The sequence below is a fragment of the Aeromonas sp. 95A genome (genome assembly GCF_051919235.1).
GTDB classification, from domain to species: Bacteria; Pseudomonadota; Gammaproteobacteria; order Enterobacterales; family Aeromonadaceae; genus Aeromonas; species Aeromonas veronii.
Genome location: NZ_JBQBFC010000001.1, coordinates 521589 through 547380, shown reverse-complemented (window position 1 = coordinate 547380; position 25792 = coordinate 521589). Strand labels below are relative to the sequence as shown.

Below are 25792 nucleotides of genomic sequence, written 5' to 3'. Positions count from 1 at the left end.
ACCTGAGCCTGACGCTCGCCCCGATTCCACCTCTCTGCTTTATGGGTGTTCTCTCTCCTCCTCTTTCCCTGCCTGCGTCCCACGTCTTTATCTGTTTAAATTTTTTTGCACAATAACTGCGCATTTATGATTCAAATCACACCCGTATGACTCTCTTTTCCGTAGTGTGATCCCGCCTGCGGCAGCCGAGCCGGGGCAACCCTCCCGTCAGGATTGATGGGCGGCACAACAACAAAATAGATGTCAGGCCAAGCTGAACATCACAAGGGATCCCGTTATGAATCAATCATTGCCGCTGTTAACGCCGCTGCGGGGCATCGCTGCCCTGATGGTGGTGCTGTTCCATGCCCGATTATTGCTCTTTCCCCAGTGGATGGAGCCGATCGCAGGCCACACCCAACTCATCGAGAATGGCTACCTCTGGGTCGACCTGTTCTTTATTTTGAGCGGCGTGGTGCTGGCCCATGTCTATGGGGAGGCCTTTACCCGCACGCCCCGCACCGTGAGCTATGGCCGTTTTCTCTGGCTGCGGCTGACCCGCGTCTACCCCCTATACCTGGTGACCCTGCTGTTGCTGGTTTGCTGGGAGCTTTACAAGGCGCGGCACGGGGTGGGCTTCTACGCCGGCCCCTTGTTCAAGATGTGGGAGTGGGAAGGGATGCCACCTTTCGGTTCGCCCTTCACGCCAACCGAAGCGCTGCCCAGCGCCTTACTGTTGCTGCAGGTGGTAACCGATCACGGGTTGACCTGGAACTTCGCCGCCTGGTCCCTGAGCGTAGAGTGGATTAGCTACCTGCTATTCCCGCTGCTGATCCCGCTGGCGGTGACCCGCAGTCGCTGGAGCCATCTCGTCCCCCTGCTAACACTGACGGTGCTGGCCTTTATCGTGCACAGTCGCGGCACGCTGGATGTCACCAGCGGGGCGCTGGCGGTGGGGCGCGGGGTAAGTGAATTTGTGCTCGGCCTCTGGCTGCTGCCGAGGGTCAAGGCTGCGAAAAACTTCCCCATGATGAAGCGGGATCTGCCGCTCTTGATCGCCTTTGTGCTGCCCTTCGCGCTGATGCAGTTCACCATGACGCCACAGCTGACTCTGTTGCTGATCGGCTCCTACATACTGCTGATCTGGATTGCCGCCGCACAGGGGGAGCGCCAGAGCCCGCTGCTGCACCTCCTGGATAACCGCTTCACCAACTGGCTGGGGGATCTCTCCTACTCCATCTATCTACTCCATGCGCTGGTGCTGCTCACTGGCTGCGAGCTCATCCACTATCTGGCACCGGGGCTCACCGAGTGGTGGTATGCCCAAACCAACCCGCTGTTGGGGGTAGTGGCAACCTTGCTGATGCTGGCGGTGCTGATCGGACTCTCTTTTTTAAGTTACAACCTGCTGGAGCGGCCACTGCAACGGCGCCTGCGCCGCTGGGGCAAGTCACGACAACCGGCGCTGGAGCGGGCCTGATAAATTAATCTCGCCCTGTCTGGATGAGTTGACGGGCTTATGCCAACTCATCCAGCACCAGTTCATCCAGACTGCTCATCACCCAGGCACTCGGGTGCTGGCTAAATCCAAGCTTGGGGTAGTATGCAACCGCCTGCGGCGCGGCCAGCAGGATCAGCTTGCAGCCCGGCTGCAATTGCAAGAATGTCTCGCGAATAAGTGCTTTGCCAATCCCCTGCCCCTGCACCGACTCGGCTACCGCCAGATCCGAGAGGTAACAACAAAAATGAAAATCGGTCACCGAGCGGGCCACCCCGACCAGGGTCTCGCCCTGCCAGGCGGTGATCAGCAGATTTGCGTGATCCAGCATGCCCTGCAGGGTGGCCGGATGGTCCAGCGGCCGTCTCGCCCCGAGCGAGGTCTTCGCCAGTAGCGCCGCAAACTGCGCCGTGGTGATGGGGTAGTTAACCAAAAATGTGGTGGTCACTAAGCTCTCCTGTTGTAGATCGGCAGTTGCGTGCTGTTGGTCTCTTTGGCGTTCTTTTTGCTGCATCTGTACTGCAATCAATCAGCCAGCACCGGATCCAGCCCGATGACAGGCAAGTGCGGGCAATTCCCTGCTGTTTATGTGAATTCCTGTTCGAACCCCAAGGGGCAAATGTGGCATAATGCCCCGTCCTGTGGCCCTTGGCGGGGCTGCGCTGGCGCACCTTGTCGCCCTATTCTTCCCCGTCCGGCCTGGCGGTCCTTCATAACTGCCAGTCATCGCTGCCCCTGTTGGCACCGAGGCCACCCATATTTGCGGCTTCTTGTCCTTCTCTCTACAAGGCCGCCCATTGACCAAGACGGCTCCACAGAGCCTCTGCTCTGTTTGCAAATAAAAGGGGTAAGTATGTCTTCCATTCGTCTGACCCAATACAGCCACGGCGCTGGCTGCGGCTGCAAAATCTCTCCCAAGGTACTCGACACCATACTCAAGAGCCAGATCCCAGGCTTCAACGACCCGACCCTGATCGTTGGCAACAGCAGCAAGGATGACGCGGCCGTGGTCGATATCGGCAACGGTCAGGGCATTGTCTCCACCACCGACTTCTTCATGCCCATCGTCGATGACCCCTTCACCTTTGGCCGCATCGCCGCCACCAACGCCATCAGCGATATCTACGCCATGGGCGGCAAGCCTATCGTTGCCATCGCCATCCTCGGCTGGCCCATCAATACCCTGCCCGCCGAAGTGGCCCAGCAGGTGATCGACGGCGGCCGTCAGGTGTGCCACGAAGCGGGTATTTCACTGGCCGGTGGCCACAGCATCGATGCCCCCGAGCCCATCTTCGGCCTCGCGGTCACCGGTATCGTGCCCCTGGACGCCATCAAGCAGAACGACACCGCCAAGGTGGGTGACACCCTCTATCTGACCAAGCCCCTTGGTATCGGTATCCTCACCACCGCCCAGAAGAAGGGCAAGCTGAAACCCGAACACGAGCAGCTGGCCCCCAACGCCATGTGCACCCTCAACAGGATTGGCCAGCGCTTTGCCGAGCTGCCGGGTGTCCACGCCATGACCGACGTCACCGGTTTTGGTCTGGCTGGCCATCTGCTGGAGATGTGCGAAGGATCCAATGTCAGCGCCCGCCTCGACTTCAAGGCGCTGCCGCTGCTGGACGAGGTGGATTACTACCTCGCCGAGGGCTGCGTCCCGGGCGGGACCCTGCGCAACCACGACTCCTACGGCCACAAGCTGGATGCCATGGACGATCGCACCCGCAACATCATGTGCGACCCACAAACCAGCGGCGGCCTGCTGGTCGCCGTGGGTAAAGAGAGCGAAGCCGAGCTGCTCGCCATCGCGCAAGACGCTGGGCTAGAACTCTCGCCCATCGGCCAGATCAAGCCCCTTGAGGGCACCCGCTTTATCGAGATTGTCCAATGAGTGAATTGCCACTGGCCACGGACTACGCCCAGATTTTTTTAGGTGATGTGCCGTTGATTGATGTGCGCGCCCCCATCGAGTTCAAGGAGGGGGCCTTCCCCTGCTCGACCAGCCTGCCCTTGATGACAGACGATGAGCGCGCCCAGGTGGGGACCTGCTTCAAGAAGCAGGGGCAGGCCGCCGCCATTGAGCTTGGACACAAGCTGGTGGGGGGCGCAGTGCGTGCCGAACGACTCGAAGGCTGGCTGGCGCAGTTGCGCAAGCAGCCCGATGCCCTGCTCTACTGCTTTCGCGGCGGCCTGCGCTCGCAAACCGTACAACAGTGGCTGGCGGATGCCGGGGTAACTCGCCCCCGCGTCTCCGGTGGCTACAAGGAGCTGCGCCGTTTCCTGATCGACACCCAGGACAAGGCCTCTGCAGAGTGCCGCTGGACTGTGCTGACCGGCATGACCGGCTCCGGCAAGACCCATATGCTGGACCATGTGGCCCAGGCGCTCGATCTGGAAGGACACGCCCATCACAGGGGCTCGTCGTTTGGTCAGCTGCCCGGCGGCCAGCCCAGCAACATCAACTTTGAAAACAACCTCGCCATCGAGCTGCTCAAGCGCCGCCATCGCGGCGAACACGCCTTCGTGGTTGAGGATGAGAGCCGCCTGATCGGCCGCTGTTGCCTACCCCTCTCCCTCCATGAGGCCATGAGTCAGGCACCGCTGGTGGTGGTGGATGTTCCGCAAATCGATCGGGCCGAGCAGATCCGCGAAGATTACGTGCACGATCTCTGGCTGCGCTATCAAGCCATGTATGGCCAGGAAGAGGGATGGCCGCTGTTTGCCGCCTATCTCACCGATGCGTTGGCCCGTCTCAAGCGCCGTCTTGGCGATCAGGCCCACCGCGAGCTGGATGCCCTGATGCAGACCGCTCTCACCGAGCAGGAAAAGAGCGGTGATACCGCGCTGCATCTGGCCTGGATCACCCTGCTGCTGACCCGCTACTACGACCCCATGTATCTCTACCAGCTTGGCAACAAGCAGGAGCGCATCGTATTCCGCGGTGACAAACAGGCCTGTCTCGACTATTTCGCCGAGCAGCATGCCAGCGCGCTGCGCGGCTGACCCATCCCAAGAGAGGAACTCTATGTTGAAATTCGAGGTGATCCCGGTCACCCAGTTCGCCCAGAACTGCTCCCTCATCTGGTGTGACGAGACCCATCAGGCGGCCCTGATCGATCCGGGCGGCGAAGCGGACAAACTGCTGGCCGCCATCGCCAAGCGCGGCCTGACCCTGACCCACATACTGCTGACCCACGGTCATCTGGATCACGTCGGTGCCGCCGCCGAGCTGCGGGAAAAAACCGGCGTCGCCATTACCGGTCCCCACAAGGAGGACGCCTTCTGGCTCGACATGCTGCCCCAGCAGAGCCAGATGTTCGGCTTCGCCCATACCCCCGCCTTCACGCCGGATAGCTGGCTTGAGCAGGGTGACAAGGTGCAGCTTGGCCAGTGCGAACTGGATATCTACTTCTGCCCAGGCCACACCCCGGGCCATATCGTGCTGCTCAGCCAATCCGAGCGGCTCGCCTGGGTTGGCGACGTGCTGTTTGCCGGCAGCATCGGCCGCACCGACTTTCCCCGTGGCGATCACGGCACGCTTATCAAGTCGATCACCGAGACCCTGCTGCCGCTGGGCGACGAAATCGTCTTTATCCCGGGCCACGGCCCCAGCTCTACCTTCGGCCGCGAGAAGGCGAGCAACCCTTATCTGACCCAGCCTATCTGGTGATCAAAAAAGGCAGCGGTGTTCCGCTGCCTTTTTCCTTTTTTTTCTGAAGTCCTCATTGCTATAGGTACAAGCGAGTCTTTATAATTCACCATGATTTGGCTCTGACCATCCAAACTTGGGAACAAAAATGTATCTTGCTTTAGCTATCGCCATATTTTTATTTATTTTTTTCCTGAAGAAGTCACGAGCCAGATATAGAATCAGAGATTACAAACGCCCAACAGTCATTCATGGGATAATAATACTACTCGTTAATATTGCATTTGAAATAATATATAGAGCTGAGTTTGTCCCCATTCAGGCCAGTTACAGCAGCTTACTAACCTATGTACTGCCTCAAGTTATATACTACCTATTGTTGATCACCATTTTTTTAGTAATGGCATATAAATATGGTTTTTTCATATGGCCAGATGATAGAAATGCAATAAATAGACAGCATACAATCAATATCCCCATGTGCTTCTTGTTGACTATTTTTATAGTATGCCCATCTGCCATACGAAATGGAATTATTGAAGCATCACCCTATCTACATGTTTGCAGTCTTATTGGTAGCGGACTTACCTCTATTTATCTTGTAAGAATTTTCACTATCAAATTTAACAAGACAATTAATGATATATAACTTGTTATTGCCAACACAGTCACGGAAAATAAGCTCGTTTATTTCGAACTCTTGTTCTTGAGCCACAATTATTTGATAAGCGACCGCAAGATATTCTGACATTTTAAATCATAAATTCCCCCTAAAAATAAAAATCCCCACCCGAGGGTGAGGATTGATTTATAGGTGCAACCGTCTGGTGGCTTATTGTGCCAGCAGGTGACCGACCAGCTCATGACGCCACCCTTGCAGCAGCATCGGCTTGTCGCTGCGGGCCCGCTCTTCGTCGTTCATCCGCCAGCTCCAGGTGAAGTACTGGTGAATGATCTTCTTGCTGGCAATCAGCTCGGGCGGGATATTGTTCGCCTTGGCCTTCTCTTCCACCATGGCCTTGATGCGCTTGAGCTCGGCCTTGTACTGGGGGAAGTCCACCAGTCGGCGAATGGGCTCGGGCCAGCTGTCAGGATCGCTCTGCTGCGCCTTGGCGACGATATCGAGCATCCGCTTGCCGTGGATCTTGATCTCGATGGGCGAGAGGCCGAGCTCGTTGAGATCCCGCAGAGAGGCAGGACGGCGCTCCGCCACCTTGAACAGGTGCAGCTCTTTCACCACAAAATTGAGGGCCAGGTCCCGGCGCACCGCCTCTTGCTGGCGCCAGGCGGCCAGCTCGCGCAGAATGGCGAGCTCGCGGCGACCCAGTTGCCAGGCGTTGACGATTTCAAGATAAGCCTGACGGGGATCGCTACCCTGGGTCTTGCGGGCAGAGTGGTTCTGGCACTCCTGCTCAAACCAGGCAAACTTGCCGCTTTCCCGCAGTTTGGCCATCACTTTCTCGTAGAGCGGCATCAGGTAGAAGACATCCGCCGCCGCGTATTCGAGCTGACGCGGTGTAAGCGGGCGTGCCAGCCAGTCGGTGCGCGCCTGATCTTTTTCCAGCTCGACCCCGAGGAATTCATTCACAAGCGCACCAAAGCCGACCGAGACCCCGTAACCGAGAAAGGCGGTAGCCAGCTGGGTATCGTGCATCTGGTTGGGCAGGTGGCCCGCCTGATGCTGGATAAGCTCCAGATCTTCGCCAGAGGCGTGCAGGATGGCGATCTGCCCTTCCCGGCCCAGTCGCTGCCAGAGGGCGGAGAGATCCAGGGTCAGCGGATCCAGCAGCGCCAGATGCTCGCCGTCATAGATCTGGAACAGGCCAAGCTGGGGGTAGTAGGTACGGGTGCGAACGAATTCAGTATCGATAGCCAGGGGAACATCGGCCAGAGAAGCGAGATACTGCTCAAGTTCGTCTTGCTGAGTGATAAGTTGATAGTGCATCTGTGCCTGCGCGGTTGATCAGGGCCAAAAAGAAAAAACCGTGGGATGACCCACGGTTTTGCATAACGACGGCGCTGGTTTGCAGAAGATTCTGCAGCCGCAGTCCGGTTATTGCTTGGCAATCTCCTCGTCGCGCAGTACGCGGCGCAGGATCTTGCCCACATTGGTCTTGGGAAGTTCGTCACGAAATTCTACCAGTTTCGGCACCTTATAGGCAGTCAGATGTTTGCGGCAGTGGGCAATAATCTCGTCCTCCTGCAATTTTGCATCTTTCTTGACCACAAAGATCTTCACCAGCTCGCCAGAGACCTTGTGTGGCACACCCACGGCAGCCACTTCCAGCACTTTCGGGTGCAGGGCGACGACATCTTCGATCTCGTTCGGATAGACGTTGAAACCTGAGACCAGGATCATGTCCTTCTTGCGGTCAACGATCTTGAAGAAGCCCTGCTCGTCGCACACCGCGATATCACCGGTACAGAGCCAGCCATCCTGCATCACTTCGGCTGTCGCCTCGGGGCGCTGCCAGTAGCCCACCATCACCTGCGGGCCGCGCACCTGCATTTCGCCGGGGGTGCCGAGAGCGTGGATCACCTGACCGTTGTCATCCACCAGACGGATCTCGGTAGAGCAGACCGGCAAACCGATGGAGCCGTTGTAATCGGTCAGATCGTAGGGACAGACGCTCACCAGTGGCGAACATTCGGTCAGGCCATAGCCTTCCAGCAGCGGAGTGTCGGTCAGTGTCTTCCACTTCTCCGCGACCGCGCGCTGCACTGCCATGCCGCCGCCGATGGTCAGCTTGAGCTTGTCAAAGGCGATCCCCTGAAACTCTTCGTTGTTGACCAGCGCATTGAACAGGGTGTTCACCCCGGTAATGCAGGTGAAGGGATACTTCTTGATCTCTTTGACAAAGCCCGGAATGTCGCGCGGGTTGCTGATCAGCAGGTTGTAACCGCCGATACGCATAAAGAGCAGGCAGTTCACGGTCAGGGCGAAGACGTGGTAGAGCGGCAGCGCGGTGACCACGAACTCCTTGCCACGTTCCAGCATGGGGCCGTAGACGCCGAGGCACTGCTCGACGTTGGCAATCATGTTGCGATGAGTCAGCATGGCCCCTTTGGAGAGGCCGGTGGTGCCACCGGTGTACTGCAGGAAGGCGAGATCGTCGTTGGTGATCTCCGGCTTGATGTACTGCAGGAAACGCCCCTTGGAGAGGGCCTGACGCATGGTGGTGGCGTGGGGCAGATTGTATTTCGGCACCAGCTTCTTGACGTACTTGACCACGAAGTTGACCAGGGTGCCCTTGGCCAGACCCAGGTTGTCCCCCATCCGGGTCAGGATAACGTGCTTGATCGGGGTGTCGTAGACCACCTTTTCCAGGGTATGGGCGAAGTTGGAGACGATGACGATGGCCTTGGCACCGGAGTCTTTGAGCTGATGCTCCAGCTCGCGCGGGGTATAGAGCGGGTTGACGTTGACCACGATCATGCCGGCGCGCAGGATGCCGAATACGGCGATGGGGTATTGCAGCAGGTTCGGCATCATCACCGCAACCCGATCCCCTTTCTCCAGCTTCAGCTCGTTTTGCAGGTAGGCAGCAAAGGCGCGGGACTGCTCTTCCAGCCGGCGGTAGGTGATGGTTTGGCCCATGTTGACGAAGGCGGGCTGATCGGCAAACTGGGTTACCGAGGATTCGAACATCTCGACCAGGGAGCTGTATTGGTCTGGATTGATCTCGGCGGGGACCCCTTCCGGATAACGTTTCAGCCAGACTTTTTCCACAAACTTCTCCTGCATAACTAGCACCTGTGCGCTCACTGTGTTGCCTCCGTCCCGGTTCACATCCATTTTAATCGGTTGTTTTAAGCTGATGCTCTAATGCCGCACATATTTACACAGTGCAACATCAATTAACAGCAAATTAACAACAGAAAAATGTGAGGGAGAAAACAAACCTGGAATTATTGAAAGCTGGCGATTCTACCGAACTTGACAAAACTTTACGATACAAACGGCCGTATCAACCGAATTTTCCATATGAAAATGGTGGTTTCCACCCAATATGACCCGCTCGATCTGCTGGAAGGCATCCTGACGGGCCTGCCATTGGGTTTCAAGCGCAGCAAAGCCCTGCTCCCCCTGAATCAACAGCACAGGACAGCGGATAGCCGCCATCAGCGCCCGGGCTTGCCCTTCGCTCATTCTCAGAGGTGAAAGATCCCGCAAGCGGGGATCGCTGCGCCAATGCCAGCGCCCTGCCCTCATCTCAAGCTGCCGCTCACAGATAAGACGCGCCGCCTGCTGCGTGATATCCGCCACCTTGCAACGGGCGGCGACTGCTTCATCGATGGAGGCAAAGCCGTTGGCATTGCGCTCCCGGGTGCGACTGCGGTTTAAAATCGCACGTCGCAGCTGGGCAGGTACCTCCTCATCGGGCTGGCTCAGCGGCCCCAACCCCTCCAGCATGATCAACCGCTCCACCTGTTCGGGAAACACCCCGGCATAGGCGGAGGCGATCAGCGCCCCGAGGGAGTGACCGAGCAGGGTGAAACGCGACCAGCCGGCCGCCCGCACGATCTGGTAGAGATCGTCCAGCCAGTCGACAAATACATAAGGGGTGGTTTTGTGATCGGAGTGACCATGTCCCGGCAGATCGACACAGATGAGGTGAAAATCCCCCAGATGCGGCGCCAGCGGCAAGAAGCTGGCACTGTTGTCGAGCCAGCCGTGCAGGGCGATCAGCAGGGGTTTGCCCTGCTGAGCCTGATCCGCGAGTTGATTCTCAAGCAGGGCCACCTGCCGACCATCTGCCAAGGTGAGCAGACGTTCGTGCAGAGTGCTTTTGATGCTCTTGATCATGGCAAGCCTTAGCGACGCAGCGGCCGTCTCGGCCAGAAGGGATCATAGAAGGGGTCGTAGAAGTAGGGGTCCATATAGCGCACCTCCACCTCCTTGACTGGCGGCCACAGCTTGCTGCCCGTCACATTGAGCACCGAGAAGCGGTACTTGTGCTCGCCAATCTGGCTATCCACCGGTTGGCCTATGGTGCCAAGCACCGTCAGGCTGCGCCCCTTGGCATAGAGGGTCGGGTCGACAAAGCCCTTCATGATGGCCAGAAAACGGCCCGGGCTCTGCTCGGTCTGCTCAGGCACACCGTTGGACTTGAGCGGCAGATAGACCACTTCAATAACGCTCTGATCCGCCTTGTTGTGCACCGCCGAGATAACGCCACTCCAGCGGGCCGGTTTGCCCTCCATTCCGCCAAGGGCGGGCTGATAGGCCACCAGCTGGTTTTCTGGCTCATAGGCCAGCTCCTTGGGGACCGAGCTGCAGGCCCCGAGCAGCAGAGCCAGCGCCCCGACCACCATAGTGCGTTTCATCATGTCGCTTCTGCTATTACGCATCATGTCACTCTCCTGTTGCCGGCGTGGCCCGTCGGGCCACCCGCTTATATTGCAGCTGATGAGCGGCAAGAGCGACATGACGTCAGTGCTCCTGCCCTTATTCGCGACCCGGCAGTTTTTTCCAGGTCACCTTGTCACGCAAATAGACCGGCGTCGCCTGTTCAACCGGCACAGCCTCCCCCGCCAACCAAGCCGCGCGGGCCAGCGGCAACATGTCTTCTGCCGCCGGGAAACGCACCTGGCTCACCGCCAGCTCATCGGCCAAACCACTCAGGGTCTCGCCATAGGTTTCAAAACCGGTGCCGACGCAGGTCACGGGGCCCGCCAGCTTGCCACGGGCGTCAACCAGCGCCGCGGGCTCGCTCACCACCTCATCCCCCACCAGCTGCATGCGGCCATCGATCAGCTCATAGCGGCCGAAATAGACCTCGTTCATCCGCGCATCGATGGCGGTCAGCACCTGCTGGGCGCCATCCAGTCGATAGGCGCCTTGCGCCATGGCGGCAAGGGTCGAGATCCCAATCAGCGGCACACCCGCACCAAACGCCAGACCTTGCGCCACACTGATGCCGATCCGCACGCCGGTAAAGGAGCCTGGGCCGCGGCCAAACGCGATGGCATCGAGGTCACTCAAACTTATCCCGGCATCCTCTAACACAGCCTGAACCATGGGCAGGATTTTTCGGGTGTGATCCCGTGGCGCCTCCTCCCAGCGGGAGAACAGCTTGTCACCCACCAGCAAGGCGGCGGAGCAGGCTTCGGTGGCGGTATCAACGGCCAGGATCTTCAACTCGTTCATGCTTTCCAATCTCTATAAAATCAGTCAATTACATAACCGGCAAGCGAGATATGCTCACCCGTTGTTCAAATCTGTTAGCTGGCGGCACCCTTATTCACCACGTTCAGTGCGATCGAAAAAACTCCCCAACGTTCCCAACTCCCGGGTACGGGGGATGGCGGGTAGACTCTTGATAAAGGTGGCGCCGTAAGGTTTGTTGACCATTCGTGGATCACAGATCACCAGCACCCCGTGATCAGTGCGATCACGAATAAGCCGCCCCACCCCCTGCTTGAGGGCAATCACCGCCTTGGGCAACTGCAGCTCGGCGAAGGGATCACCCCCCTTGAGCTTGCAATCATCCACCCGCGCCTTGAGCAGCGGATCATCGGGGCTGGCAAACGGCAGTTTGTCGATGATAACACACGACAACGCCGCACCTCGCACGTCGATCCCCTCCCAGAAGCTACTGGTCGCCACCAGCACAGCGCGGCCATTCTCGACAAACTCCTTGAGCAACCGCTGCTTGTTGTCCTCCCCCTGCAACAAGACGGTGCGACCGATCTCCCGGCGCAGCACCTCAGCCACCTGACGCATCACCTGATGGCTGGTGCAGAGGAAGAAACAGCCCCCCGGCGTCTTGTTGATGAGGGGGATCATCAGATTGGCCAGCTGCTCGCCACGGCCAAAGGCGTTGGGCTCCGGTAGATAACGGGGTACACAGAGCCGCGCCTGCTCGCCATAGTCGAACGGGCTGTCGAGAATAAGCTCGGCGCTATCCGCCAGCCCCAGCTCGGCCTTGAAGTGATCAAACCGCATATCCACCGTCAGGGTGGCGGAGGTGAAGACCCAGGCCACTTCCGGTCTTTGCACCTCGGCACTGAATCGCTCGGCCACCGACAGCGGCGTCAGATTGAGGGTGAAATGAAGCCGTGAGCAATCGTACCAGTAGGAGAAACCGGTCTGGTTAACCGCCATCACCTCGCCAAGACGGGTGCGCAGTTCACTGATGCGCTCGAAGGCGTGATCCAGCTGCTCACCCCGGCCGAGCGCGAGTTTCAGCACCTCGTAGCAGAGCCCGATGGCGTCGTTAAGACGAGCCAGAGCCTGCCCCCAGAGCGGCTGGCGCAGCATGTCGCGGGTATTGCCGCGACCGCCATCCACCCCGAAGGCGAGACGCAAGTCCTGACTGGCGATAGCGAGCCGGTCCGCCGCCTTGCCGAGCTGGGCCATGTCGTGCGCCTCGGCCCGATAGGCCAGCTGGATATCCTGCGCCAGATCCTGAATCGTTCGGCTGCCTACCGACTTGCCAAAGTAGTTGGTGGCGATCTCCGGCAGTTGGTGTGCCTCGTCAAACACATAGACTTGCGCCTCCGGCACCAACTCGCCAAATCCGGTGTCTTTCACCGCCATATCAGCGAAGAAGAGGTGATGGTTGATCACCACCACCTGGGCATCCATGGCACGGCGTCGGGCCACCACCAGATGGCAGTCGTCGTAATAGGGGCAGTCGCGACCGAGACAGTTATCGTTGGTGCTGGTGACGTGGGCGAGGATCTCGGCGTTCTCCTGCAATCCCGGAATATCCCCCACATCGCCGTTATCGGTAGCAGTGGACCAGGATTTGACCTTCACCAGATCGTTCAGGATTTCAGGCTTTTGCAGATGGGATTCACTCAAGAGCCGGTTCATCCGCTCGATGCAGAGATAGTTGCTGCGCCCCTTGAGCAAGGCCACCGGCGGGGTGTAGGAGAGCGCCCCTGTGATGGTCGGGAGATCTCGATAGAAGAGCTGCTCCTGCAGGTTCTTGGAGCCGGTGCTGATCACCACCCGCTTGCCGGATTCCAGCGCAGGCACCAGATAGGCGTAGGTCTTGCCGGTACCGGTTCCTGCCTCCACCAACAGACGGCCACCACTTTTGATGGCGCGCGCGACCGCTTCGGCCATCTCCAGTTGGGGAGCGCGGGCTTTGAAACCGTCGATATGGCTGGCCAGAGGGCCATCTGGCTTGAACAGGGTCTGGATGGTCAAAAGGGCGTCCCGCAGCAAAAGCGGCCATTATGCCAAAAGCGCGGCAAAAGCGGGACAGATAATCTGCCTAGACGAACAGATCGATCTGATGCTCGGGGTCCGGCTTGTGATCGTCCTCCTCCGCCTTGGGCTGATCACGCTTGGCGGGCGTGCTATACGCCTGCTGGCGCTGCTGGGAGTCACTGTTGTCAGTGCTGGTCTTGCGCAGCTGGTGCTTTTTGCTGATCTGGTTCACTTCCCGCTTGATCTCTTCGCTGCCGGGCGCGGCAGGCGCCCGGGGCAAAATGGGGAACAACAGGTCCTGGCTGGGCATGATGGCGACTCCTGCAGGGGTTATTGTCTAGTTATCGACCAGAAAGCCGTTTTCGCCACTTTAATCGATCAAATCACAATTTCGGGTTGCATTTTCTGTCAAGGCAGGTAGTTTAAATCAGGCGTCAATTACGACATCTTATTTTGTAAAGGATTGATTACATGCAGTTCACCACCCTGAAGACTCATCACCACCATCATCATCCCGACTAGTCTTTCAGGAGGTTGACTGCTGGAAGACACTTAACTGGTGACTTCCAAAAGGACCGCAAGATTCATAAACCCTCGGAAGCACCCACTTCCGAGGGTTTTTTCGTTTTTGACTAGAAGGAAATCGAGCAATGGAAACACAACGTCTTCGTATCGCCATGCAAAAGTCCGGTCGTCTGAGCCAGGACTCCCAAGCCCTGTTCAAGAGCTGTGGCCTGAAAATCAACCTGCGCGAGCAGCGCCTCATCGCCCATGTCGAGAACATGCCCATCGATATTCTGCGGGTGCGTGATGACGATATCCCGGGTCTGGTGATGGAAGGGGTGGTCGACCTTGGCATCATCGGCGAGAACGTGCTGGAAGAGGTGCAGCTTATTCGCGCTTCACAGGGACTGCCCTTCGAGGTCAAAACCCTCAAGCAGCTGGACTTCGGTGGCTGCCGCCTCTCGCTGGCGGTGCCGGAAGATGTGAACTATACAGGGCCAGAAAGCCTGGCGGGCAAGCGCATCGCGACCTCCTACCCCGGGCTGCTCAAGCGCTTCTTTGACGAAAAAGGGCTCAATTTCAAGAGCGTGATGCTGGGCGGCTCGGTGGAAGTGGCACCCCGTGCGGGTCTGGCCGATGCCATCTGCGATCTGGTTTCCACCGGCGCGACCCTGGAAGCCAATGGCCTCAAAGAGGTGGAGGTGATCTACCGCTCCAAAGCGGTGCTGGTACAGGCCCCCAACCCCTTGTCCGATGCCAAGCAGCAGCTCATCGACAAACTGCTGCCCCGCATTCAGGGGATGCAGCAGGCCCGCGAGAGCAAATACATCATGCTGCACGCCCCCAAAGACAAGCTCGATGCCATCACTGATCTGCTACCGGGTGCCGAGCGCCCCACCATCATGCAACTGGCCGGTGACACCAATCAGGTGGCCCTGCACGTCGTATCCAGCGAGACCCTGTTCTGGGAGACCATGGAGCAGCTCAAGGCCCTCGGTGCCAGCTCCATTCTGGTGCTGCCCATCGAAAAAATGATGGAATAAGGAAGGGATATCATGCAGACCCTGATCTGGAAGACCCTCTCCCCCGCCCAGCAGGCCGACGTGCTGACTCGGCCCGCCCTCAATGACGAGGCCGATATCGGCGCCGTGGTGCGTGATATCATCGCCGCGGTGCGTAGCCGCGGCGATGAGGCCCTGCGCGAGCTGAGCCAGCGCTTCGAGCGCGCCCCCCGTGAGCAGTTGCGCGTCAGCGAGTCCGAGATTGAAGCTGCCTGCGCACAACTGGATGACGAGATCAAAAGCGCCATAGAAGCGGCGATTGCCAACATTCGCACCTTCCACGCCGCGCAAGTGCAGCTGGTGGTGCGAGTCGAGACCCAGCCCGGGGTGGTGTGCGAGCTGCGCACCCAGCCCATCAGTCGGGTCGGCCTCTATGTGCCGGGGGGCAGCGCGCCGCTCCCCTCCACCGTGATGATGCTGGCTATTCCAGCCGCCATCGCTGGTTGCCGTGAAGTGGTGCTCTGCACCCCGTCTCCGGCCAGCGACGAGATCCTGTTTGCCGCCCGCGCCTGCGGCGTCGAGAAGGTGTTCGCCATCGGCGGCGCCCAGGCCATCGCCGCCATGGCGTACGGCACCGAGAGCATCCCCAAGGTGGACAAGATCTTCGGCCCGGGCAACGCCTATGTGACCGAAGCCAAGGGGCAGGTATCCCGCGACTGGCGCGGTGCCGCCATCGATATGCCCGCTGGCCCCTCCGAGGTGCTGGTGATTGCCGACGAGAGCGCCAACCCCGCCTTCGTGGCGGCGGATCTGCTCTCCCAGGCCGAGCACGGCCCCGACAGCCAGGTAGTGCTGGTGACCACCTCGCCCCTGCTGGCCGATGCCATCGCAGGGGAGATCAAGAGCCAGCTGGCCAAGTTGAGCCGGCGTGATATCGCCGCGCAGGCGCTGGGCTCAAGTCTGGTGATCCTCTGTGACGATCTGGCAGAAGCCTGCGCCATCTCCAACGCCTATGCACCGGAACACCTGATCGTGCAGACCCGCGCCCCGCGCGAGCTGCTGGACCAGCTTGAGAATGCCGGTTCCATCTTTCTGGGAGCATGGACCCCCGAGTCAGTCGGCGATTACGCCAGCGGCACCAACCACACCCTGCCCACCTATGGCTATGCCCGCACCTGCTCGAGCCTTGGCCTCGCCGATTATCAGCGCCGCTACACGGTGCAGGAGCTGAGTGAGCGCGGTATTCAGGGCCTTGGCCCCATTGTCGAGCGCATTGCTCAGGCCGAAGGGCTCGATGGCCACAAGAACGCCGTCACCCTCAGATTGAGCGCCCTGGCCGCCGCGCCCCAACCAACAGCACAGCAAAAGGATTTGTCATGAGCATTGCCAATCTGGCGCGCCGCGTGGTGCGGGCCCTCACCCCTTATCAATCCGCCCGCCGCATCGGCGGCAAGGGCCACGTCTGGCTCAACGCCAACGAGGCGCCACAGGCCTATCCCTTCACCATCGAGGGAAGCCGCCTCAACCGCTACCCCGAGTGCCAACCGGCCGAGGTGGTGAACGGCTATGCCGCCTATGCCGGGGTTAATCCCGATCAGGTGCTGGTGAGCCGCGGCGCCGACGAGGCCATCGAGCTGCTTATTCGCACCTTCTGCGAAGCGGGTGAAGATCAGATCCTCATCTGCCCGCCCACCTACGGCATGTACGCCATCAGCGCCGAGACCTGTGGCGTGGGGATTGTTGAGCAGCCGCTGACCGCCAGCCGCCAACCTGACTGGCCCGCCATCGCCGATCGCCTCAGTGACGTGAAGCTGGTGTGTCTCTGCTCCCCCAACAACCCCACCGGGGATCTGGTGGGTCGCGACGGCCTCATCGCTTTGCTGGAAAAAGCCCGGAATCGCGCCATCGTGGTGGTGGACGAGGCCTATATCGAGTTCTGTCCCGAGGCGTCCGTAGTGGACTTGCTGGCCCGCTTCCCCAATCTGGTGGTGACCCGCACCCTCTCCAAGGCTTTTGCACTGGCGGGGATCCGCTGCGGCTTTACCCTTGCGAGCCCAGAGGTGATCGCCATGCTGGCCAAGGTGATCGCACCCTATCCCATCCCCGAGCCCATCGCCCAGATCGCGGCGCAGGCCCTCTCCCCCATGGGGCTGGAGCTGATGCAGGAGCGAGTGGTGGAGCTCAACAAGCAAAAAGCCGCTTTCAAGGCAGAGCTGACAAAGCTTGCCTGCGTGAAGGAAGTATTCGAGGACAAGGGCAACTTCGTGCTGGTGCGCTTTGTGGATGGCGCCGCCGTCTTTGCCGCCATGAAGGCTGCCGGCATCATCTTGCGGGATTTCTCGACCAAACCCGGCCTTGATAACAGCATTCGCGTCACCATCGGCTATCAGGGCGAGATGGATGCCGTGTTGGCGGTACTGCGTGATCTGCCCTCTCCCACTTTGTAAGACAAGGATGTAGCGATGAAGACCCCGTTTTTGTTTATCGACCGCGACGGCACCCTGATTGAAGAGCCGGTGACCGACAAGCAGGTAGATAGCCTCGCCAAACTGCGCTTCGAGCCCATGGTCATTCCGGTGCTGCGCGAGTTGCAGGCCGCAGGCTACGTGCTGGTGATGGTGACCAATCAGGATGGGCTGGGCACCGCCAGCCTGCCGCTGGAGAACTTCCAGCCACCCCACGACCTGATGATGCACCTGTTTGAATCGCAAGGGGTGAAGTGGGAACAGGTGCTGATCTGCCCGCACTTCCCCACCGATGGCTGCAGCTGCCGCAAGCCTCACCTTGGGCTGGTAAAGGATTATCTCGCCTCCGGTCGCATCGACTTTGCCAACGCCTTCGTGATTGGCGATCGCCAGACCGATCTGCAGCTTGCCGACAACATGGGCATTGGCGGTATTCGCTATCACCCGCAGGATCACAACTGGCTCGCCATCCGTGATCAGCTGTTATCCAAAGGCCGCGTAGCCTCGGTGGAACGCTACACCAAGGAGACCCGCATCCAGGTGGCGCTGGACTTAGACAAGAGCGGCGGCAACCAGATCGCCACCGGTATCGGCTTCTTTGATCACATGCTGGATCAAATTGCCACCCACGCCGGTTTCCAGCTCAAGCTGAACGTCAGCGGCGATCTGCATATCGACGATCACCACACGGTGGAAGACGTCGGTCTGGCCCTCGGTCAGGCGCTGCGCCAAGCCCTTGGCAACAAGCGCGGCATCGGCCGTTTCGGCTTCGTGCTGGCGATGGACGAGGTGCAGGCGGTGATCGATGCGCGCCCGCTGACCGAGCAGGAGGTGAGCACAGCGCTGGATCTCAGCGGTCGCCCCTACTTCGTATTCGACTGCCCGAGCGGCTTTGGCCGCGACAACGTGGGCGAGATGGCCACCGAGATGGTGCCCCACTTCTTCCGCTCTTTGTCGGACGCCATGGCTATCACATTGCAGATGAAGGTGGGCAGCGGCAACACCCACCATCAGGTGGAGGCACTGTTCAAAGGCTTTGGCCGCGCCCTGCGTCAGGCTATTCGGGTGGAAGGGAGCGAGCTTCCCTCCAGCAAGGGAGTGCTGTGATGGATGTAAGCAAGCAGAAGCTGGTCATCATCGATACCGGTTGTGCCAATCTGGCCTCGGTCAGAATGGCCTTCGAGCGCCTCGGCGTGCAGCCGCTGGTCTCAAGCCAGGCCGCCGATATCGAGCAGGCGGACAAGCTGATCCTGCCCGGTGTCGGCACTGCGGTGGCCGCCATGAAAAACCTCAACGAACGCGGGCTGGTGCCCCTTATTCGCGCCGCCAAGCAGCCGCTGCTGGGCTTTTGCCTCGGTATGCAGATGCTGGCGGAGGCCTCCGAAGAGAGCATGAGTGCCGATGGCAGTAAAGGCGATCTCATCGACTGCCTTGGCATAGTGCCGGGCAAGATCCGGCTGATGGAAGTGGGTAATCTGCGCCTGCCCCATATGGGCTGGAACCAGATTGAGCATGACGAGACCCATCCTCTGCTCAAGGGGATCCCGAGCGGCAGCTACTTCTACTTCGTCCACTCCTATGCGCTGGAGGTGACAGAAGCGACGCTGGCGACCTGCGACTACGGCAACCCTTTTACCGCGATTGTGGCCCGTGACAACTTCTTTGGCGCCCAATTTCACCCGGAGCGCTCAGGCGCAGCCGGTGCCCGTTTGCTGCAAAACTTTCTGGAGCTATGAATGATCATTCCCGCAATTGACCTTATCAACGGTCAGGTGGTTCGCCTCTATCAGGGGGACTACGACCAGAAGACCGAATACAGCAGCAGCCCGCAGGCCCGCTTTGATGAATATGTCTCCCAGGGAGCGGTGCAGCTCCATCTGGTGGATCTGGACGGTGCCAAGGATGCCAAGGCGCGCCAGTTGCCCCTGCTGACCCAACTGCTGTCAGCCACCGAAGCACCGGTGCAGGTCGGCGGCGGCGTGCGTACCGAGCAGGATGTGGCAGATCTGCTGGCCGCCGGTGCCAGCCGGGTGGTGATTGGCTCCACCGCAGTCAAATCCCCGGATCTGGTGGCGAGCTGGATGGAGAAATATGGCCCCGAGCAGATCGTGCTGGCGCTGGACGTCAATATCGATGAGCAGGGCAATCGCCATATTGCGGTGGCAGGCTGGCAGGAGAACAGCGGCGTGACCATCGAAGCACTGATCGAGCGCTTCCTCCCCGCCGGGCTCAAGCATGTGCTCTGCACCGACATCAGTCGTGACGGCACCCTGGCTGGCACCAATGTCGAGCTCTATCGAGATCTCTGCGCCCGCTACCCGAGCGTCGCCTTTCAGGCCTCCGGCGGCATTGGCGGCATCGCGGATATCGAGGCGCTCAAGGGCTCCGGCGTCAAGGGGATCATCCTTGGCCGTGCCCTGCTGGAGGGCAAATTCTCGGTAGGTGACGCCATCGCCTGCTGGCAAGCACCCGCTGCCGATACCACAGGAGGTAACTGATGCTGGCAAGACGCATTATCCCCTGCCTCGACGTGAAAGATGGCGTGGTGGTCAAAGGGGTGCAATTTCGCAACCACGAGGTGATGGGCGGCATTGTCGAGCTGGCGCGCCGCTACGCCGAAGAGGGCGCTGACGAGCTGGTGTTCTACGATATCACCGCCTCCAGCGATGCCCGGGTGGTAGACAAGAGCTGGGTGAGCCGGGTGGCGGAGGTGATCGATATCCCCTTCTGCGTCGCCGGTGGCATCAAAAGCGTGGAAGACGCCCGCCAGATCCTCGAATTTGGCGCCGACAAGGTCTCCATCAACTCTCCGGCCCTTGCCGACCCGACCCTCATCAGCCGACTGGCCGAGCGCTTTGGCGTGCAGTGCGTGGTGGTGGGCATTGACTCCTACTTCGACGCCGACACGGGCCACTATCAGGTCAAACAGTTTACCGGCGACGAGAGTCGCACCCGCACCACCGCCTGGCACACCCTCGACTGGGTGCAGGAGGTGCAAAAGCGCGGCGCGGGCGAAATCGTGCTGAACGTGATGAATCAGGACGGCATGCGTCAGGGTTATGATCTCGACCAGCTCAAGCTGGTGCGCAGCGTCTGCAAGGTGCCGCTGATCGCCTCCGGCGGCGCCGGTGCCATGGCGCACTTTCGCGATGCCTTTACCCTCGCCGATGTGGACGGGGCGCTGGCCGCTTCTGTGTTCCACAAGGGCCTTATCCCCATTCCCGAATTAAAACGCTGGCTGAAAACCGAAGGAGTCGCCATCCGTGAATAACTTTTCTGATAACACACAAACAACCGCCAGCGCGCGCCCCCTTGCCGAGCAGCTCGATTGGGCAAAATGTAAATGCGCCATGATCCCCCGCCCTGAGTGCCGGTCTGATAATAGAGGAGCCGATACCCGTGCATAATTCCAACTTATTAATTGAACAGCTCGACTGGGAAAAATGCGACGGCATGATCCCCGCCATCATCCAGCACGCCGTCAGTGGCGAGGTGCTGATGCAGGGCTTTATGACCCGCGAGGCGCTGGAGAAGACCCAGACTACCGGTCAGGTCACCTTCTTTAGCCGCAGCAAACAGCGGCTCTGGACCAAGGGCGAAAGCTCGGGCAATGTGCTCAAGCTCGTGGCTATCAGCACTGACTGCGATCAGGACTCCCTGCTGATTGCCGCCAACCCCGTCGGTCCCACCTGCCACAAGGGCACAACCTCCTGCTTTAATGGTCACCCGCTGCCCCCCCTCGGTTTTCTGGCGGAGCTGGAGCAGGTGCTGGCCGCCCGCAAAGGGGCCGATCCGGCCACCAGCTACACCGCCAGCCTCTATGGCAAAGGCACCAAGCGCATCGCCCAGAAGGTCGGTGAGGAAGGTGTCGAAGTGGCGCTGGCCGCCATGGCCAAGGATCGGGAGGAGCTCATCAACGAATCCGCCGATCTGCTCTACCACCTGACCGTACTGCTGCAAAATGAAGGGCTGGGATTACAGGATGTCGTTCAGCGGCTTTATGAGCGGCATAATAAATAAACTGATAATAAAGCCGGGTTACCCCGGCTTTATTTAGTCAAGATGCACGGCCAGCTCAACTAAATTTTTATACGTTGTTAAACTTCGCTCCAACTGTGACAGCTCTTTTTCTGCCAAAATAGTATTTTCTTCTACAGTCAAATTCCGCATTCGCTTAACACAATCTGTTGCTAACGTGATAAAACGATAGGAACATTTATCATCTAACATCGATTCAAATAGACTTCCATAAGTAATGGCTAAAATACTCCTCAATGAAACCATATATTCGCCATCTATAAATGGATTTAGATATCGTTCATAATCGACATCCTCAATATAACTTCCTATGGCACTTCCTGCTTTTATAAAACATTGAAAATGTTGTTCTTCATACTCACTTGTCAGTGTATTGAAACCTTTTAGCTTAGGATGGTTATCTGTCGTAGGCATTTTGCCGTCCGCTACAGCGCGATAATCTCCATTATTTTTCTCGCACAGAGAGAACAGGTAAACAAGAAAAATCAGATTTAATGTGCAACCTTGGTAATTGACGATGGACGCGATCGTTCGATCCAACACTTGCTCTGTTTTTCCTTAACCATCCCCTCATATGAGCGAGGCGTGGCGCGGCTTCTGAGGTATGATCGCCATCCTTGACCAGCTAATACCCAACAGACTATCCCCATGTTTAACCACGAACTAATCCTCAACCACATCGACGATATATTTGGACAGGACATGCATGCTAAGCGTGTTCTTTCCCTCGCCAATGCTACCCTCGGGGTTATCGAGTCAGGTTCACTGGCCATCCACGCCATCGGTAGTGGCCTCTCCTTGGCCAACGGTCTCGAACGTAAACATGCGGTTAAACAGGTGGATCGCCTGCTCACTAACACCAAGCTCAATGTCTGGAGCCTCTTTGACGATTGGGTGCCCTATGTGGTCGGTGAACGTACCGAGATCGTAGTCTCCATGGACTGGACCGAATTCGATGCCGATGATCACAGTACCTTGGTTATCAGCCTGCAAACCAACCACGGTCGCAGTACTCCGCTGCTGTGGAAAACCCATCGGAAATCGTTGCTCAAAGGGCAACGCAATGCCCATGAGAAAGAGCTGCTCACCAAGCTCAAGCAGACGTTGCCAGAGGGTATCTTCGTGACGGTAGTAGCTGACCGCGGCTTTGGTTACATGGAGCTGTTCGAACGCCTGGAGCAAGAGCTAGGCTTTGCTTATCTCATTAGATTTAAAGGAAATGTTTTGGTTGGTTACCCTGGTGTAGAGCAGGTTCCAGCTCGGGACTGGCTAACGCCGACCGGGCGCACCCGAACCCTCAAAGCGGTGGAGCTAACTGGGCAGCGACAGCCTGTCGAACGGGTCTATTGTTGTCATAAGAGTGGCATGAAAGACGCGTGGTTTCTGGCCAGTAACCGGACCGACCTGAGCGCCGCCAAGGCGTTGCAACTATACGGCCAGCGCTGGGGTATCGAGACCAGTTTTCGTGATATCAAAGATTACAAATTCGGCATGGGTATGGGAGATGTGCACATCAGTAATCCGGTCCGGCGCGACCGACTGTTTTTATTCAGTGCCCTGGCCATCGTCTTGCTGACGCTGCTGGGTAAGGCTGGAGACAGTGTCGGTCTAGAGAGAACGATCAAGGTCAATACCAGCAAGAGCCGAACCTATTCGTTCTTTCGGCAAGGGGTCATCTATTACCAGTTGTTACCTAAAATGAAAGAAGCCAATGCGGTCTTGTTGATGGATAAATTTATCTACTACCTGAAGCAACACCGCTTATATACCCGCACACTTGGAATTATTTGAGTCTCTAAAAATGAGGGGATCTCTGAGCTGTTTTTCTTAAGCTCAATGAAAAATGATCACAGACAGCTGTCAATACATTTACCAACACTTGGCTATTAGTGATCTCAGGCCATACATTGACATGCTCAAAATGCAATTTTTTATCTACAATTGCCTGCTGAATAAACTCTCGCCGAGAGATACTGCCTAACGTAAATCGTCTATGAAAAAATCGGCCAAGATAACTTTCTGCATCAAATCCTTCGCCATATATTACCTTTATGGCATGCTGCAACTGCTCAGTATCCGTGGCCAGTACAAACACCACGCGCTTAATATCAAAGATATGCTTGATAGTCTCCAGCATAAGAGGGGCGACAGCGATCCAGCTCATCAATCAGAATAAAGGCGGGATAGTCCAATCGACCTTGGCCATCCAATTGGTCTAAGTTTGCTGAAACCGCAGCTTCAACCCATTGCCGAATTTCTTGTTTAAGATAATGGATAGATTCATAACGCTCTTTATGATTGCTACAAAGCGTATCAACCAGCTTATCTGCGTCTTCGCCTTCCACAGAAAAATCACCATCTTCAAGTCCAGCTTTTTTAATAGCAGACTTGAGCACCAATTTTCCGCCCAGCTTGAGCAAACCCAATAGCTTGGGCTTGATGCCATCAGGTATGGAAACCTTATTTCCTGTTGCATCTTTCAATTGATCGATAATCGACGAAATAACCGTCAATAAAGGATCATCGGAAAAGTCCTGCTGCCAGGCATCGATATAGACGGTGGGATAATGCGCTTTCAGCTCCATATACCAGCGCTTGATAAACCAGGTTTTACCCGCCCCCCACTCGGCATTGAGGTTGAGCACATAGTTGCGCTGCTTGCCTTCGGCGGCCAAGTAGTTGGTCAGAAACTCTGCATAGCGGGCACGATCAAGCCGATCGGCACTCAAGATCTCTTCGCTACCCGCAATGGCCCCCGGCCCGTCCCACTGAACAACGTCATCCCAATTAAACGGTGCCACTGCCATCTCGAATCTCTCCATATTGCGTTGCTGAGGATGATATCAGGGGCACAGTGAAAATTGTTTGATTAAAGACCTGTTTGTTGCCCTTTCTGCCGCTCGGGCTGGCGTATTTAACTGCCGGGCAATTGCTCTGCTGCTCGCCCACGATGCCGGGCCGATATAGGTGGGACGGTTATCTGCATAGCCACGGACTCAGTTGATTTCCTTTGACCACACCAACGATGACAATCGTGTGACATGGCGCAGAACTTGCGGAAATAAACACGAAATATGGCCTGTTCAGTGCTTAATTTAAACCGTTGGTACATATATTAGCGCGGTATACAACGACTCCATTGACCAAGGATGGTTAACCCCATGAAGAATGAACCCTTCTCTATCCAGTTACAGCATGAGCTGGATCACCTCAAAGCCATCTTCAACGAGACGGACGCCTACATGTTTACCAAGGATCTGGCGGGCCGTTACACCTATGCCAATCAGGCGGTGCTGGATCTCTTTGGTTGCACCCTCGCCGAGTTGCAGGGGCAGGATGATCGGGCCTTTTTTGATCTCGAATTCTCCGACACCATTCAACGCAACGACCGGTTGGTAATGGAGCAGCAACTCGCCATCGCCCAGGAGGAGATCAACTACCTCAAATCCACCGGGGAAAAGCGCTGCTACTGGACCGTTAAAAAGCCCATCCATGACAAGGATGGCAACCTGATCGGCCTGTGCGGCATCTCCACCGATATCACCGAACACAAGCTGATTGAGGCCCGCATGGCGGAGCAGCATCAGCTGCTGGAAATCATCCTCGCCAACGTGGATGCCCATATCTATATGAAGGACAGCCTGCACCGCTTTCTCTACGTCAACCAAAAGGTCGCCGATCTGCTGGGCCTTCCTGCCGAGCAGATCATCAATCGGCGCGATGATGAGGTGATCCCGGCTGCCAGCGCCTGCCAGCTGTGGCGGCTGGACAACCGGGTATTCGAAACCGGCGAGCTGCAAGCCGGGGAAGAGATGCTGACCGATCCCGAAGGCAATCAGCACTACTACTGGTCGGTCAAGGTGCCCTTTCTGCTGGGGGATGGCACCCCGACCCTGATCGGGATCTCCTCCGACATTACCGAACTGCACCAGCTCAAGGAGCAGCTACACCAGCAGTCGGTGCGCGATGGCCTCACCGGTCTCTACAACCGCCGTTTCTTTTTCGAAATGTGCGAGAAGAACCTCAGTCTGGACATGCGCCACCACCTCACCTCGGTGCTGATCGTGCTGGATGTGGATCAGTTCAAGTGCATCAACGATCGCTTCGGTCATCCCCTTGGGGATAGCGCGCTGATGCATCTGGGCAGGGTGATGCAATCGGTGCTGCGCAGCGAAGATGTGCTGGCCCGCATCGGCGGTGACGAGTTTGCCATCTTGCTGCCCAACACCACCCTCTCGGCCGCCGCGTCCCTGGCCGAGCGGCTGCGCGTGCAGGTGATGCAAAGCCCGCTGCCCCTGCCCGATGGGGATAAGCTGGTCATCACCATCAGCGCCGGACTGGTGGAAAATGGCGAAGGGGAGCTGATGGAGAGCCTCTACGCCCGCGCCGATCAGATGCTCTATCAGGCTAAACAGAGCGGCCGCAACTGCGTCGCCTGCAAGGCTCCCTAGCCACACAACGGGAGGGCCAGCAGCCCTCCAGACCCCTTGTATC

Annotated in this window: 23 protein-coding genes, 1 pseudogene and 1 other annotated feature; of the genes and pseudogenes, 14 read left to right on the top strand and 10 right to left on the bottom strand. The window is 58.0% G+C overall.

Annotation, left to right across the window (positions count from 1 at the left end; genetic code table 11):
* Positions 1-277: 277 nt before the first annotated feature.
* Complete coding sequence (locus ACTG2U_RS02465) at positions 278-1459, top strand: acyltransferase family protein (protein ID WP_335813069.1); 1182 nt, start codon at positions 278-280, stop codon at positions 1457-1459.
* A gap of 37 nt (positions 1460-1496) precedes the next feature.
* Here ACTG2U_RS02465 and ACTG2U_RS02460 read toward each other — a convergent pair whose 3' ends face one another.
* Entirely contained in the window at positions 1497-1925 is a 429-nt protein-coding gene (locus tag ACTG2U_RS02460) for a GNAT family N-acetyltransferase (protein WP_302247477.1), read from the bottom strand.
* A gap of 405 nt (positions 1926-2330) precedes the next feature.
* On the opposite strand from ACTG2U_RS02460, the gene selD reads away from it, so the two are divergent.
* The 3 genes from selD to ACTG2U_RS02445 are packed head-to-tail and all read left to right on the top strand — an operon-like array spanning position 2331 to position 5147.
* Positions 2331-3368 (top strand): selenide, water dikinase SelD, encoded by a 1038-nt coding sequence (selD, locus tag ACTG2U_RS02455; RefSeq protein WP_302247476.1) that lies wholly within the window; start codon positions 2331-2333, stop codon positions 3366-3368.
* The gene (mnmH, locus tag ACTG2U_RS02450) at positions 3365-4480 is read left to right on the top strand and encodes a tRNA 2-selenouridine(34) synthase MnmH (RefSeq protein WP_206875073.1); all 1116 of its coding nucleotides are present in this window, start codon (positions 3365-3367) and stop codon (positions 4478-4480) included. Before selD ends, mnmH begins: the two co-directional genes overlap by 4 nt.
* A gap of 22 nt (positions 4481-4502) precedes the next feature.
* Positions 4503-5147: an MBL fold metallo-hydrolase gene (locus ACTG2U_RS02445; RefSeq protein WP_335813070.1), complete on the top strand. Its 645-nt coding sequence runs from the start codon at positions 4503-4505 to the stop codon at positions 5145-5147.
* Positions 5148-5958: 811 nt separating this feature from the next.
* On the opposite strand, the gene rnd is transcribed toward ACTG2U_RS02445, so the two are convergent.
* The 7 genes from rnd to ACTG2U_RS02410 all read right to left on the bottom strand — a co-directional run bounded on the left by rnd (position 5959) and on the right by ACTG2U_RS02410 (position 13600).
* A complete protein-coding gene (gene rnd, locus ACTG2U_RS02440; RefSeq protein ID WP_439973975.1) occupies positions 5959-7071 on the bottom strand; it encodes a ribonuclease D in 1113 nt (370 codons plus the stop codon).
* A 108-nt stretch (positions 7072-7179) separates the two neighbouring features.
* The gene (gene fadD / locus ACTG2U_RS02435) at positions 7180-8856 is read right to left on the bottom strand and encodes a long-chain-fatty-acid--CoA ligase FadD (RefSeq protein ID WP_085942148.1); all 1677 of its coding nucleotides are present in this window, start codon (positions 8854-8856) and stop codon (positions 7180-7182) included.
* A gap of 198 nt (positions 8857-9054) precedes the next feature.
* Positions 9055-9933: an alpha/beta fold hydrolase gene (locus ACTG2U_RS02430; RefSeq protein WP_439973974.1), complete on the bottom strand. Its 879-nt coding sequence runs from the start codon at positions 9931-9933 to the stop codon at positions 9055-9057.
* An 8-nt stretch (positions 9934-9941) separates the two neighbouring features.
* Positions 9942-10457: a Slp family lipoprotein gene (locus tag ACTG2U_RS02425; RefSeq protein ID WP_019446435.1), complete on the bottom strand. Its 516-nt coding sequence runs from the start codon at positions 10455-10457 to the stop codon at positions 9942-9944.
* A 118-nt stretch (positions 10458-10575) separates the two neighbouring features.
* The gene (tsaB, locus tag ACTG2U_RS02420) at positions 10576-11277 is read right to left on the bottom strand and encodes a tRNA (adenosine(37)-N6)-threonylcarbamoyltransferase complex dimerization subunit type 1 TsaB (RefSeq protein ID WP_040069785.1); all 702 of its coding nucleotides are present in this window, start codon (positions 11275-11277) and stop codon (positions 10576-10578) included.
* A gap of 90 nt (positions 11278-11367) precedes the next feature.
* The gene (locus ACTG2U_RS02415; RefSeq protein WP_439973973.1) at positions 11368-13287 is read right to left on the bottom strand and encodes an ATP-dependent DNA helicase; all 1920 of its coding nucleotides are present in this window, start codon (positions 13285-13287) and stop codon (positions 11368-11370) included.
* Positions 13288-13354: 67 nt separating this feature from the next.
* Positions 13355-13600: a hypothetical protein gene (locus tag ACTG2U_RS02410; RefSeq protein ID WP_005352171.1), complete on the bottom strand. Its 246-nt coding sequence runs from the start codon at positions 13598-13600 to the stop codon at positions 13355-13357.
* Between the two features lie 187 nt (positions 13601-13787).
* Positions 13788-13916: a sequence feature (His leader region), on the top strand.
* Between the two features lie 24 nt (positions 13917-13940).
* Here ACTG2U_RS02410 and hisG point away from each other — a divergent pair.
* From hisG to hisIE, 8 genes are all read left to right on the top strand, one after another.
* Positions 13941-14837 (top strand): ATP phosphoribosyltransferase, encoded by an 897-nt coding sequence (hisG, locus tag ACTG2U_RS02405; RefSeq protein ID WP_439973972.1) that lies wholly within the window; start codon positions 13941-13943, stop codon positions 14835-14837.
* Positions 14838-14849: 12 nt separating this feature from the next.
* On the top strand, positions 14850-16175 hold the full coding sequence (hisD, locus tag ACTG2U_RS02400; RefSeq protein WP_439973971.1) for a histidinol dehydrogenase: 1326 nt from the start codon (positions 14850-14852) through the stop codon (positions 16173-16175).
* A complete protein-coding gene (gene hisC, locus ACTG2U_RS02395; protein ID WP_439973970.1) occupies positions 16172-17242 on the top strand; it encodes a histidinol-phosphate transaminase in 1071 nt (356 codons plus the stop codon). Before hisD ends, hisC begins: the two co-directional genes overlap by 4 nt.
* A 15-nt stretch (positions 17243-17257) precedes the next feature.
* On the top strand, positions 17258-18367 hold the full coding sequence (gene hisB / locus ACTG2U_RS02390) for a bifunctional histidinol-phosphatase/imidazoleglycerol-phosphate dehydratase HisB (RefSeq protein WP_439973969.1): 1110 nt from the start codon (positions 17258-17260) through the stop codon (positions 18365-18367).
* Positions 18367-18996: an imidazole glycerol phosphate synthase subunit HisH gene (gene hisH, locus ACTG2U_RS02385; protein WP_368171642.1), complete on the top strand. Its 630-nt coding sequence runs from the start codon at positions 18367-18369 to the stop codon at positions 18994-18996. Before hisB ends, hisH begins: the two co-directional genes overlap by 1 nt.
* On the top strand, positions 18997-19758 hold the full coding sequence (hisA, locus tag ACTG2U_RS02380; protein WP_058056833.1) for a 1-(5-phosphoribosyl)-5-[(5-phosphoribosylamino)methylideneamino]imidazole-4-carboxamide isomerase: 762 nt from the start codon (positions 18997-18999) through the stop codon (positions 19756-19758). It abuts the gene before it with no gap.
* Positions 19758-20531: an imidazole glycerol phosphate synthase subunit HisF gene (gene hisF, locus ACTG2U_RS02375; protein WP_005345639.1), complete on the top strand. Its 774-nt coding sequence runs from the start codon at positions 19758-19760 to the stop codon at positions 20529-20531. Before hisA ends, hisF begins: the two co-directional genes overlap by 1 nt.
* Before the next feature lie 128 nt (positions 20532-20659).
* On the top strand, positions 20660-21280 hold the full coding sequence (gene hisIE / locus ACTG2U_RS02370) for a bifunctional phosphoribosyl-AMP cyclohydrolase/phosphoribosyl-ATP diphosphatase HisIE (RefSeq protein ID WP_421305889.1): 621 nt from the start codon (positions 20660-20662) through the stop codon (positions 21278-21280).
* A gap of 33 nt (positions 21281-21313) precedes the next feature.
* Here hisIE and ACTG2U_RS02365 read toward each other — a convergent pair whose 3' ends face one another.
* Positions 21314-21838: a hypothetical protein gene (locus tag ACTG2U_RS02365; protein WP_439973968.1), complete on the bottom strand. Its 525-nt coding sequence runs from the start codon at positions 21836-21838 to the stop codon at positions 21314-21316.
* Between the two features lie 108 nt (positions 21839-21946).
* Between ACTG2U_RS02365 and ACTG2U_RS02360 the strand changes: the two genes are divergently transcribed.
* A complete protein-coding gene (locus ACTG2U_RS02360; protein WP_041204923.1) occupies positions 21947-23089 on the top strand; it encodes an IS4-like element ISAs18 family transposase in 1143 nt (380 codons plus the stop codon).
* A 4-nt stretch (positions 23090-23093) separates the two neighbouring features.
* On the opposite strand, the pseudogene ACTG2U_RS02355 reads toward ACTG2U_RS02360, so the two are convergent.
* Positions 23094-24105, bottom strand: a pseudogene (locus ACTG2U_RS02355) (KAP family P-loop NTPase fold protein).
* 354 nt (positions 24106-24459) lie between these two features.
* Here ACTG2U_RS02355 and ACTG2U_RS02350 point away from each other — a divergent pair.
* Entirely contained in the window at positions 24460-25749 is a 1290-nt protein-coding gene (locus ACTG2U_RS02350) for a sensor domain-containing diguanylate cyclase (RefSeq protein WP_416004343.1), read from the top strand.
* Positions 25750-25792 lie beyond the last annotated feature (43 nt).